At 69.3% G+C, this 11,815-nt stretch carries 12 protein-coding genes; 8 read left to right on the forward strand and 4 right to left on the reverse strand.

The annotated features are described in order from the left end of the window. Window positions 1-93: 93 nt before the first annotated feature. Entirely contained in the window at window positions 94-600 is a 507-nt protein-coding gene (locus tag O3X23_RS42955; RefSeq protein ID WP_269280542.1) for a hypothetical protein, read from the reverse strand. 570 nt (window positions 601-1,170) lie between these two features. Here O3X23_RS42955 and O3X23_RS42960 point away from each other — a divergent pair. From O3X23_RS42960 to O3X23_RS42970, 3 genes are all read left to right on the forward strand, one after another. After that, the gene (locus tag O3X23_RS42960; RefSeq protein ID WP_269280545.1) at window positions 1,171-2,034 is read left to right on the forward strand and encodes an SGNH/GDSL hydrolase family protein; all 864 of its coding nucleotides are present in this window, start codon (window positions 1,171-1,173) and stop codon (window positions 2,032-2,034) included. Between the two features lie 148 nt (window positions 2,035-2,182). Beyond that, window positions 2,183-2,374, forward strand: coding sequence for a hypothetical protein (locus O3X23_RS42965; RefSeq protein ID WP_269280547.1), 192 nt, complete (start codon window positions 2,183-2,185; stop codon window positions 2,372-2,374). After that, window positions 2,371-3,114, forward strand: a complete 744-nt coding sequence (locus O3X23_RS42970) for a Pr6Pr family membrane protein (protein ID WP_269280549.1) — start codon at window positions 2,371-2,373, stop codon at window positions 3,112-3,114. The genes O3X23_RS42965 and O3X23_RS42970 overlap by 4 nt, the downstream gene beginning before the upstream one ends. 431 nt (window positions 3,115-3,545) lie before the next feature. Here O3X23_RS42970 and O3X23_RS42980 read toward each other — a convergent pair whose 3' ends face one another. Next, the gene (locus O3X23_RS42980) at window positions 3,546-3,788 is read right to left on the reverse strand and encodes a hypothetical protein (protein WP_269280553.1); all 243 of its coding nucleotides are present in this window, start codon (window positions 3,786-3,788) and stop codon (window positions 3,546-3,548) included. 156 nt (window positions 3,789-3,944) lie between these two features. Between O3X23_RS42980 and O3X23_RS42985 the strand changes: the two genes are divergently transcribed. Then, window positions 3,945-4,607 (forward strand): DUF4232 domain-containing protein, encoded by a 663-nt coding sequence (locus tag O3X23_RS42985; protein ID WP_269280555.1) that lies wholly within the window; start codon window positions 3,945-3,947, stop codon window positions 4,605-4,607. 135 nt (window positions 4,608-4,742) lie between these two features. Here O3X23_RS42985 and O3X23_RS42990 read toward each other — a convergent pair whose 3' ends face one another. Further along, the gene (locus O3X23_RS42990; protein ID WP_269280558.1) at window positions 4,743-6,491 is read right to left on the reverse strand and encodes a TIGR03767 family metallophosphoesterase; all 1,749 of its coding nucleotides are present in this window, start codon (window positions 6,489-6,491) and stop codon (window positions 4,743-4,745) included. A 526-nt stretch (window positions 6,492-7,017) separates the two neighbouring features. Between O3X23_RS42990 and O3X23_RS42995 the strand changes: the two genes are divergently transcribed. After that, complete coding sequence (locus O3X23_RS42995) at window positions 7,018-8,544, forward strand: alkaline phosphatase family protein (RefSeq protein ID WP_269280561.1); 1,527 nt, start codon at window positions 7,018-7,020, stop codon at window positions 8,542-8,544. A gap of 416 nt (window positions 8,545-8,960) precedes the next feature. Continuing rightward, entirely contained in the window at window positions 8,961-9,674 is a 714-nt protein-coding gene (locus O3X23_RS43000; RefSeq protein WP_269280564.1) for an AAA family ATPase, read from the forward strand. A gap of 141 nt (window positions 9,675-9,815) precedes the next feature. Here the strand turns inward: O3X23_RS43000 and O3X23_RS43005 are convergent, their stop codons facing one another. Next, a complete protein-coding gene (locus O3X23_RS43005) occupies window positions 9,816-10,694 on the reverse strand; it encodes a GNAT family N-acetyltransferase (RefSeq protein WP_269280567.1) in 879 nt (292 codons plus the stop codon). Window positions 10,695-10,987: 293 nt separating this feature from the next. On the opposite strand from O3X23_RS43005, the gene O3X23_RS43010 reads away from it, so the two are divergent. Both O3X23_RS43010 and O3X23_RS43015 read left to right on the forward strand, forming a co-directional pair. Further along, on the forward strand, window positions 10,988-11,527 hold the full coding sequence (locus O3X23_RS43010; protein ID WP_269280569.1) for an ArsR/SmtB family transcription factor: 540 nt from the start codon (window positions 10,988-10,990) through the stop codon (window positions 11,525-11,527). Window positions 11,528-11,544: 17 nt separating this feature from the next. Beyond that, window positions 11,545-11,815, forward strand: a 271-nt coding sequence (locus O3X23_RS43015) for an MFS transporter (protein WP_269280572.1), incomplete at its 3' end; no start/stop codon positions are given.

Consider the following 11,815-nt stretch of genomic DNA (forward strand, 5'->3'; position numbering starts at 1 on the left):
CGGGGACGGCATCGCCGTGCGGATCCGCGCTGCTCGACGAGCACGGACCCGCACGGCCTTGATGTGATGGCTTTTCGCTGAGCGGAGGGACCGTCAGAACTGCAGGGGGTCCGTGAAGACCTTGTTGCTCTCGCTGAGCGACAGGCGGCTCTCGGTCGTCGGGACGAAGTCCCCGTCGGAGAAGTTCAGATCGAGTTCATAGCCGAACTTCCAGGTGTCGTGCCCGTTCGGCTGAATGGTGAGCCGCAGGTTGCCGCCCTGCAGTGCGTCCCAGCTGATGCCCGACCGGATCGGCAGGGGAATCGTCGTGCTGGACTGGTCGCGGAACTCTCCGAAGAACGCGGTCTTGGACGCGACGACCGTGCCCCCGGCGGTCCGCACCTGGATGGTCAGAAGGGTGTCGAAATCCTTGTTGTCATCGAGCGTGAAGAAGCTGATCGACGCGCTGGTCAGGGTCGCTCCGGCAGCGTGCGGGGTGACACCGGAGGAGGAGGTCGCGGTATGTGCCGGGGCGGCGCTCGCGGCGCTGACACCGCCCAGGATCAGGGCGGTGCTCGCCACGGTCACAGCGGCGGCTCGTGCCAGTTTCAAGCTTCGCAAGGTGGTCTCCTTGTCAGGGGCCGTACGGGTCTTGAGCAACCTGACGGCTCATCAATGTCGGCTGGTCGGGACTGCTCCGTGCTGTTCCGTCGAAGGGGCACCGGCGGACCTGTTCGTCGCTGTGCCCCCTCTGCGCAGCAACTGTTGACGACCGGGCTGCGGTTGTCGCGTCCTGTTCCGCTCAGCGGTCCAGGACCTATGGGCAGGTCGCCTGGCGGCGGAGGGAGGGGAGGGGATCGGTGGCGTCCGGGTCGTACGTAGCGGCGTGCGCGCGCGGCGGGGAGGCTGGCTGCTCCGGGGGTCGGAGGGGTCGTCGCGGGGCGCCGGCGGCGAAGGCGTCCGAAAACCGCCGTCCACACCGTTGACCCCCGGGCGGCGGTGCACCACATTACCTATCGGTAGTACTCCGCGGTAACCCTGCGCCCGGTACTCCCTGATCGTCGGCGCGTACGCCGGCAGTCGCCCGCGCTGTCGTCCGCAGTCTGCTCGAGCCGCTTCTTTCTCGTGAAGCCCGGCCGCCTTTGATGCGGCCGGGCCCCCGCCCCCACCGCTCGTGAGAAGAGAGAGCACATGCCCAAGCCTCGACATGTCATGACCGCGTCAGTTCTGGCGAGTGCGCTGGCCGTCGGTTTCACCGGCGCCACCGCTCACGCCACGTCGCCCCTGGAGTACGTGGCCCTCGGCGACAGCTACAGCGCCGCCTCGGGGGTCACGCCCGTCGACGTCACCAACCTGCTGTGTTTGCGCTCCACCGCGAACTACCCCCACGTCCTGGCCTCCGCGACGGGTGCCCACCTCAAGGACGTGACCTGCGGCGCCGCCCAGACCAAGGACTTCACCGGATCTCAGTACCCGGGAGTGGCCCCCCAACTGGACGCGCTGAGCGCCGACACCGACCTGGTGACCTTCACCATGGGTGGCAACGACAACAACACCTTCGTCAACGCCATGCTCACGTGCGGCACCGCGGGCATCCTCAGCGGCGGCAAGGGCAGCCCCTGCAAGGACCAGAACGGCACCTCCTTCGACGACCAGATCGAAACGAACACCTATCCCGCACTCGTCACGTCCCTGCAGAACATCCGCGCCAAGTCGCCCGCCGCGCACGTGGCCGCCCTGGGCTACCCCTGGATCACCCCGGCCACCGCCGACCCGTCCTGCTTCGCCAAGCTCCCGCTCGCCTCCGGCGACGTGCCGTACGTGCATGCCATCCAGGCGCACCTCAACGACGTCATCAAGCGCGCGGCCCAGGAGACCGGGGCCACCTACGTGGACTTCACCCAAGCCTCCGAAGGACACGACGCCTGCAAGGCCGTCGGCACCCGGTGGATCGAGCCGCTCCTGTTCGGGCAGGGCATCGTGCCCGTACACCCCAACGCACTGGGAGAACAGCGCATGGCCGACCGCACGATGAGCGTCCTCCAGCTCGGCTGACCCGCGGAAATCCGTGAGCCTGACCCCGGCCGGATCTCCCGGCCGGGGTTCGCGGGCCACGACCCGTGAACGGGCGGCCGTCCGTCATTCGGGTCAGTGGTGCGCGCGCCAACCGGTGCCGCTGGTGCCCGGGTACGAGGATCAGGCCATGAACGAATCCCGTGTTCGGCAGGTGCGGGCAGTCCACAGCGGAGCCACCCAGGAGATTTCCGCTGACGAACCGGAGATCACGTTGCCGGGCGGGATCCCGATCACCGTCCAGGACCTGGGGGCGCCCGGCGGCGGGCTGACGCCGCACCCGCGGGCCATGGGCCGGCGCCGGGCGGGGGCCGGGCGGTGACCGCCGGGCCGGCGACGAAGGCGGATCCGCACCACGAGCTGAGCAGCGGCCGGCGCGCACAGTGGTCGTGTGCCTGGCATCAGGCGTTGGCCGTGATGATCGCGTGCGCGTTCCTGGTCCAGGTGGTGCTGGTCCTGACCGGAGGAGCGGACGCCAACTCCGGTGAGTCCGGCACGCAGGTGGGCGTCTGGACCCGGTTGGTGCGGCTGCTGAGCTATTTCACCATTCAGTCCAACCTCCTGGTCATGGCCTCCAGTGCGTTCGTGGCCCTGGCGCCCGCACGCGACGGCATCGTCCTGCGAGTTCTACGCCTGGACGCAGTACTGGGCATCGCGGTCACCGGCCTGGTCTTCGCCACGGTGCTGGCCTCAAAGGTCCATCTGACGGGGTGGGCTCTGGCCTGCACCATCGCGTTCCACTACATCGCGCCGCCCGCGGCGGTGCTCGGCTGGCTCGTCTTCGGCCCCCGCAACCGGCTCGATCCCGCCACCCTCGCCTGGTCCTTGGTCTGGCCGCTGGCCTGGATCGCCTACACCCTGGCCCACGGGGCCGTCACGGACTGGTATCCCTACCCCTTCCTCGACGTCAACCTGAAGGGCTATCCGGTCGCGCTACGCAACGTGGCCCTCGTGGCGGTCGTAACACTGCTGTTCATCGCCCTCCTGTGGTGGCTGGACCGCGTGCTGCCCCAGGCTTCCCGCCCTGTGCGTACGGGCCACGACGACCCCCGACCACGATGACCCGGACTGAGCGCCATGACGGTGCATCGCGCTGCCCGCGCTGCCCGCCCGAGTGCGTGGGGGAGTGCCTTCGGCTGACGCTTCGCCGACAGCAGGGCTCACTCCTCGCCGGAGGTCCCCTTCAGGCCCCGACGCCCGTGTTTGTCGGAGCGGCGCAGCACTTCGCCCGCGGCGAGTGTCACGGACGCCACGGCACGGACCCACCGTGGCCCACCGCGAGCGGCCCACACCACGCAGACGCATCCGCCGCCGGCGACAAGCACCAGGAGCCCGAGCAATGCCGGAACGATCACGTTCCCCACCTCTGCATTCCTATGGACGAACGGCCAGGATAGGGCGGACGGAAGGGTGTACCGGCCGTCCGGTCAGGCCATGGCCGGGGTTCGAGCCATACGGCTCCCACCGTAGGCGCCTCTACCCGGGAGGGCGTTTCATCGCGGGCCGGGGAACGGGCGCGGCGGGTTCAGCAGGGCACGCATCTGGTGGTGGTCAAGATCCACCGGGTTACAGCTCTGTCCCGGCGGGCGGCGGTCGCGAGCGGTACGGAACGATCGGGCCACCCGGTTGGCCGCGTACCCCGGCTTCGTGCGGCGGACCGTGTGCGAGCGCTGGATCCTGCCCTGGGGGGCGGAACGGTAGAGGTGCGGCGGTGGCGGGATGCGTGCGGTGGCCATGCGCGTGGGGTCGGGCTGTGTGTAACAGCATCGCACTGGCGCGCAGTTGGGCGGAACGGCTCGCTGGGTTGGACGACTCTTGGTGATCGGAAACGCTCGCTCGTACCGATTCGTACCGGGCGGCCCGTACTGCCAACCCACACCGAGGACAAAACGATGCGCGTTCACCAGCTCACCTTCGCCGTTCTGGCCGTTGCCGCAGGACTCTCGCTCACGGCATGCCAGAGCGACGCCGACGGCACGGACCAGAGCCAGGCGTCGTTCGCACCCAGCGCGTCGTCCTCGAGCAGCGCTGCGGGCTCGAGCAACTCCGGCCAGAGCGGCGGGAACGATGCTGGTGGGAAGAACTCCACCGGGCCGGGTACGGCCGCCGGGACCGGCTCCGACAAGAACGGCACGGCGGGCAGGTGCCGCACCGACGAGCTCGCGATCACGGCGATCGACAGCACCATCGACGGCGACCCCGATGGCACCGTCGCGGTGCAGTTCAAGAACCACGGTGGCCGGGACTGCACGCTCTCCGGGTACGCGGGAGTCGACCTGAAGACCAGCGCCGGGTCTCTGCCCGCGAAGCGCACCGGCGAGAAGGCCGGCTCGATGACCCTGAAGAACGGGAAATCGGTGGCTTTCGGCATCAACTACCCGATCAACAAGTCGGGCGGCTCCGGCGTCCGCATCACGGGGCTGCTGGTGACCCCGCCGAACGAGACGGAGACGGTCAGTCTCGCCTGGCCGGGCGCCGCCACGCTGCCCGTCACGGACGGCTCCGGCTCTCCGGTGAAGGTCGGCCCGATCGGAAGCGCCGGTCAGGGCGGCTGACCCGCACTCCCCGTCACATCGGGCGCGCTTCGACGTTCGGCCGGGCCGGATGGGCGCTGGGGGAACACGCAGCCCCTTGTCGGGCACGTGGGGCATCCAGGGCACCAGCTCCCCCGCCCGTTTACGGGATCCCCGTCAGGCGCCCGGCTTGGCCAGCAGCAGTTCGGTGTTGTGGTCGGCGGAGCCACCCAGCTTGGCGGCGGGTGCGGCGTAGGGGTCGTTGACGGACAGCTCGCGGTAGAGGGCCGCGAGATCGGGCTCGGCGGATGAGGTGTAGTCGGTGGCGTAGGGGGCGGCGGACTCCACGAGGGTGGTGAACAGCGACAGGGTGCCGTCGTGGTTGTCGGCGATCTCGATGAGACGGGCGTGCTGGGGGAAGTCCACGTGAGAGGCGGTGTTGATCTCCCAGAAGGCCCGCTCGGGAACGGCGTGGCCGTGCGGGGTGATGCGGTTGGCGTGGGTGTGGCCGTTCACCCACGCGACGACGTTCGGGTAGCGCTGCAGGAGCGCGACCAGTTCGCCACCGGTGTGCCGGCCGTCCAGGATGTTGTACGGGTCCGGCAGGGTATTGCCCATGGTGGTGCTGGTGTGGTGGCTGAACAGGACGACCAGCTGGTCCTGGGAGCCTCGGCGTACGACGTGGCCGTCCCTGTCGTACCAGTGGGTGCTGGACGACTGGAGGACCGCCTCCAGCCACTTCAGCTGGGCCGAGCCGATGGAGCCGTCGGCCCAGCCGGCGCGATTGGTGGTGTCCAGGCTGATGCCGCGCACGCCGTCGGAGATCGGGAAGGTGTAGTAGAGCTTGCCGCTGGCGGCCGCCGCGGAGGTGAAGCCGTGGCCGTACGGGCCGGGGCCGGTGTACGCGGAGTTGAGGTGCGCCTGCGCGAACTGCTGGGGAGTGAACGGGGCACGCCGGCCGTCGGCAGTCACGTGCCGGACGGGGGCGCCGCCCTTGAGGAGTTGCAGCAGCAGCACGACCGCGGAGGCCGGGTCGTGCTGGAGTGCGCCGGCGAGCTTGGCCGCGGTGGCGTCGTCCACGCCCTCGATCTTGCGGCCGCCGGTGTAGAGCGAGTTCAGCAACCCCAGGTCCGGCAGCGTACCTTCGATGCTGTCGTCGTGGTTGCCGACGGTGCTGTACCAGGGAGTGCGCAGCCCGCTTGCGGTGAAGGGCCGCCCGGCTGCCGACAGGAAGCCGGGCACCTGGGGGAAGCCGACCGCCTTGTAGTCGTCCTGGAACGAGGACTCGGGGTTCCAGTACAGCGAGGAGCCCGAGTTCTGCACGCCCTCGTACCGCGAGGTGTCGCCGGTGTTCGGGGTGATCGCACCGCCGCTCATCACCGACAGGTACCAGTCGAGTTCGACCCGCTCATGGTTGTCGGTGTTGTCCCCGGTCGCCATCACCAGCGAGAACGGCAGGCCCGTGTAGGGGCCGCCGGGAAGGGAGTTGACGCGGTCGACGAGGGAGGCCGCGCCGCGCGCGGTGAGCGCCTCGTGCGGGCGGTAGGCGGAGCCGATGTACTGCGCCAGGTACTCGAAGCGCACCGGGGACTCGGTGTCGGCCAGGTGCAGGTCGGTGAACTGCACGAAGGAGGCCAACCCCGTGCGCGTGGTGTCCCGCCCGGCCGCGCCGGCGGACAGCTCGGCACGCACCACCAGCGGCCAACCCGGCCCCGCCACCAGCCTCTTGTATGTTCCGGTACCGGTCGTAGCCGCGACCTGGGCGAGCGTACTGCCCTCGATATCGACCGCTCGTGCGGCGCTGAGGGCAACAGCCCGGTCCCGAGCGGCGGCCGACGCGTACGGCGCGTCCATCAGGCTCAGGGCGGCTGCCGCCGCAGTGGCAGCCGCACCGGTGAGGAACTGGCGTCTGCTGTGAGCGCTCATGGACAGGTCTCCTGACGGTGGGCTGTGCCGGGTCGCGCGGCCGCTCCGCGCCCCTACGTATTACCAGCCGGTAGCGGCCCCCTGCCACAGTCCTGCCGGGACTTCATGGAAAGTTGGCCACGGAGTCAGCGCGCGAATCCGTGAACGGCCTTCCCCTGCACATCGATTCGGAGTCGCCGCGTACGCGCCCAGCGCTTGGGCAGCGGCTGGGAGGCAGTGGGCAGAACGAACTGCCCGCTCTCTGGAAGTTGGTGCCGGCCTGCTGGGTGGGCCGGCCGAGAAACTGACGCCGGCTGTCCCGATGGTGCGGACGCGGGCGGCCGGGTGAGCCGTGCCGGCCCGGCCAACCCAGACGTAATATCACCGATTGATAACGGGTCTAGTCCATAATTCGGATGCTGTTCACATCCGGGCAGTCGCAGAGCGCCCTGGCGCTTCCCCGCGTGCTGGAGGGTCGCTACGTCCACCGCAGCCGATCGCCCCGCTGCCAACCTCGTTGCGCCTCCCATCAGGAGTCCTCATGCCCATGTCCCGACCGGTCCGGATCGCGATAGCCGCCGCGACGGTGGCCGCCACGCTGGTGCCCCCGTTGGCCGCAGCCCACGCCCAGGCGCCGGGCGTCACCGCGTCCGCGAGCGCGTACAAGGGGCTGCCGGATGGCACCAAGACGGCGAAGTCCCTCGTCATCGGTGTCGACGGCACGCGCTACGACAAGCTGCTCAAGGCCGATGCTCCGAATATCAAGGCGCTGGCGGCTGGCGGCATGACGGCCACCAGCAACCTCTACGCCAACCCGCTGTCCCCCACGGTCTCCGGCCCCGGGTGGTCGACGATCGCGACGGGCGTGTGGCCGGACAAGCACGGCGTCAAGGACAACACCTTCGCCGGCTCCCACTACGACGCCTACCCCGACATGGCCACCCGCCTGGAGACCGCCACCCCGGCCGCCTCCACCTTGGTCGCCGCCTCGTGGAACCCCGTCGCCGACACGATTTTCTCCAGCAGGACGGACCTGCGCATCCCGGAGAGCGAGAACGACGTCAAGACCGCGTCGGATGCGGCTGACTACCTGGCGCACGGCAACCCCGACAGCACGTTCCTGCACTTCGACGAGGTCGACGAGGCAGGCCACTCCTCCGGTGGAGGCAGCCAGGCGTACCTGGACGCCATTCACCAGGCCGACGCCCTCGTCAGGCAGGTCGTGAACGCCGTGCGGTCCCGTCCGACGTACGCCCAGGAGAACTGGCTGATCGTCCTGACCACCGACCACGGCCACACGGACGCCGGCGGTCATGGTGGGAACACCGCCGCGGAAAGGCAGACGTTCGTGATCGCCGACGGCTCCGGCTTCACCCCGGGCTCGACTCGCTACGACGTCAAGCTCGTCGACATCGCGCCGACCGTCCTCAAGCACGAGGGGGTCGTCATCAACCCCGCCTGGGGCCTGGACGGAAAGCCGATCGACGAGATCACCCCGGACGCGTTCGACACGCGCCGCGGCGCGCTGCAGACCCGCACCGACGAGACCGGCATTCCGGCCGCCACCAAGGGCTACACCCGCCAGCCGCCCGCCGGCTGGAGCATCGACAACTCCGCGATGCCGACCGGCGGCGTGACCGAATGGCGCGGCTGGTCGTTCGCCACCGACGAGTTCTGGACGGCCGCGCAGCTGGGCCAGGGGCGCGAGACCAACGTTCGGGCGCGCAACGTCTTCGCCGTCGCGGATTCCGACGAGTGGGACGACAAGGCCCACGGGACGGGTCCGTTCGATTCGACGCTGGTCAGTCCCGTGTACCAGCTGCACGGTGCGGCCACGGCAGCCCTGAGTTATGCGAGCAACTATGTGGTCGACGGCCCGCAGACCGGTGACGTCCATATCTCCTTCGACGGCGGCGCACCCCAGCTCGTCAAGTCCTACCGCTCGAACTCCAATACCGTCGAGCACCTCACCGTGCAGGTCCCGGCCGGCGCCACCACCGCGCAATTGCGCTTCCGCTACACCGGCACCAACAGCGCCTTCTGGACCGTGGACCAGGTCGTCCTCCAGCCGTAACGCCCGTGGCGGGCACCCCTCGTCCCGGTCGCGGACCGTGGCCGCAGGAGCGCGCCCGGCCTGCCAGGGTCTCGGGACACCGCAGGAAGGCGGTGGCCCGAGACCGGGCCGAGAGCGGCCGGGACCGGCTGAGAGCGGCTCGGGACGTGAGGCGGAAGGAGCAGCGGGGACCGCCTCCAGCCCCTTGCCGTGGTCGTGCATGGCGAAGGAACCACGTGCAGCAGACCACCGCTGGGGTTGGTCGGTTTGTAGCCGGGCCCGCAACCGCGGGCTGCGCGTCGCGCCGCGCGGACAGCGGGGCGGTGTCGACCGGGTACCAGGCCAGGCGCCGGTGGCTTTGGTCCATTCCGTGGCAAGCACGTATCGCAACGGCCGCACGACCGGTCGCAGCCCGGCCTGTGGGTGACACTGGTGGAGTGATCGTCGAACGCGCTTATGCGCATCTCTCCTCGAACGACGACGAGGAGAAGTGGCCTTGGTCGTTGCCCTGCGTCCGGCAGTTGCTGAACGAAGGACTGCGTTTCGCCGCGCCGGTGACCTTCCTGGTCGGCGAGAACGGTTCGGGGAAGTCAACGGTGGTCGAGGCGCTGGCGGAGGGATTCGGTCTGGACTCCTACGGCGGCTCCCATGACTGGCGCTACGCGTCTTCGCGGGAGAAGTCGGTGCTCGGTGCGCGGATGAAATTCGACGCCGCCGCGCGAGGACGACGCATGGCCACCAGTTGGTCGGCGCGCAAGGGATTCTTCCTGCGGGCCGAGACCGCGCTGGACGCCCTGGGCAGGGAGGGGTTCTCGCCGGACTCCGTCAGCCATGGCGAAGGATTCCTCGCCGCCTTCCGCGGGAAGTTCCTGCACGCCGGGCTCTACGTCCTCGATGAGCCGGAGGCAGCGCTGTCGTTCTCTTCGTGTCTGGAGTTGATCGGACACATCGACCGGTTGTCCAAGGAGGGCGGTCAGGTCATCTGCGCCACGCACTCCCCGCTGCTCACCGCCCTGCCCGGAGCGGACATCATCGAGGTCGGCGAGCACGGCATGCGCAGGGTCGCCTGGCAGGAGCTTGGCATCGTGGACCACTGGCGCCGCTACCTCGCCAACCCCAACGCCTACCTTCGGCACATCGTCGAACCGTAAGAGCCTGTGTCTCGGCCCTGGAGCGATCAGCAGACAGGACTTGCCTGTGCCGTGCCGGAGTCGCCGCTCCGCTAAGGCCTCTTGTGAGAGTGCCGACGGGCCGGACGAAGTGTTTCCCAGGTCCGGCCCGTCCGCTCGCCTCTACAGGTCGAGCTGATACTGCAGTGTCGTGTGCGTGGGCAGGTAGCCGAGGCTGTCGCTGATGTGTCTCATGTGCGTGTTGCTGTCGGCGGTGTCGGTCAGGAGGCCTCCGAGGTCCGGATAGCGCCCCTTGGCTTGGCGGATCGACTCGGCTTTCATCCAGCGGCCGAGGCCGTGTCCGCGGTGCCCAGGCAGCACGCCGGTGCCGTAGTGCTGGGCATCGCCTGTGCCGCCGCCGGGCACGACGAGTTCGGTGAACCCGGCGATCGAGCCGTTGGAGGTGTCGATAGCGACGACGGTGTGCAGGTGGTCGCCGCGCTGTTCGACGGCCTTCGCCGCAGCCCGAACCCGGTCCACGTCCCAGGTCGTGGTGCCGTGGTCGGTGTCCTCCATGGGCATGTCGTCCATGGCGCGACGCGAGTCGGCGAAGGTCTGGGCGAGATCGTCGGGGACGGTTCCCTGCCAGGACGCCAGCCGGTAGCCGGGATGCGGACGCTCAATGATCTCTGCCAGGGAGGGGATGTCCACATCGGCCAGGGGCAGGCGGGAGTACCTCAGGGTGAGGACCTTGCGGAAGCCTCGGGCCGGCAGGAAGTGGTTGCCGGGCGATCCGGCCCCGGTCTGCGCTACGACGCAGCGTCGGGTGCTGTCCCGGGCGACGGCCACGGCCGTGTCGAGGAGCTGGGAGCCGACGCCCTTGCGGCGCTCCACGGGATGAACATGGAGGGTCAGTTCGGCCAAGTGCGCTTGTCCGCCATCGAACAGGCGCAGAAAGGCCGTCCCGACAGGGTTGGCATCGGCGTCAGACGCCAACCATGCAAGGCGTCGGCTGTGAGTCCCGTGAGCGGGGTCGGTCAGTGGGGTGATGCGGAGCGACAAGGTGTCTCCGTCGTGAGGAGGCGGCAAAGGTCAGGACGCGGGCTCAACTGCTGGGCACTCCTGCGCATGTGCTCCACACCTCCTCGTCGACAGGGCCGATCCGGATCACCATGGACGGCTGGGAGAACGTAGCGGGTCTATCGGCTCCTCGGCAAAGGGTTAACCGAAGGCTGCTGCGGCCGCGGGGTCGCAGCCACTCATTGATGGCTGCGACCAGCACGGTTGCTTCGGCGGTGGCAAGACCAAAGGCAACCCCCTTGCGCAATGGTCAAGAAACGTTGACTATTGCGCGCATGCCTGCCGATGATCTCCCCGAGACGTTCCACGTCACCACTGACGAACAGCTACGCGCCGTCTCCAATCTCACCCGCCACCGGATCATGGCCGTGCTCCGCTTCGAGCCCGCGACGATTACGCAGATCGCCGCACTCGTGGGCCTCGCGAAGGGGAGTTCCAGCTATCACGTGCGGCTGCTGGAGCGGGCCGGCCTGGTGAAGGTGGTGCGGACGCGCAAGGTGCGGGGGGTCACCGAGCGGTACTACGCGATGGCGGCGCGGGCGATCGTGCTGCCGGATCCGGGCGAGGGAGGCCCGGACATGCTGATGCGCCATGCGGTGGCGGATCTGGAGGCGGCGCCGGTCAATGCCGAGCGGCACGTACGGATGGCGCATCTGAGGCTGACCGGAGAGCAGTTCACGGAGTTGGGGGAAAGGTTGCAGGCACTGGCGGATGAGTACCGGGAGCTGTCCGATCCGTCGCTGCCGGACGCGTCACTCGTCTTCGCACTTTTCCACCCGGCACCACGCGACCAGGCAGAGGGGAATGCCAAGTGACCGAATATGCAGGGACGTTGCCGACCGGGTTCGGGCGGCTGTGGACTGCGCAGACGGTGTCCTCACTCGGCGACGGCGTGACGCATGCCGCGCTGCCGCTGCTCGCGTTGACGTTGACGCGCGATCCGATGGCGCTCGCCGTCGTCACGGCCGCCGGGACGCTGCCGTGGCTGCTGTTCGGGGTGCTCGGCGGTGCACTGGTAGACCGCTGGGACCGTCGGCGCACGATGTGGGTCGCGGACGCGGCACGTGCGGTTCTGCTCGCGATACCGGCGGCAGCGGCCGTGC

It is taken from the genome of Streptomyces sp. H39-S7 (assembly GCF_027158205.1).
GTDB lineage: Bacteria > Actinomycetota > Actinomycetes > Streptomycetales > Streptomycetaceae > Actinacidiphila.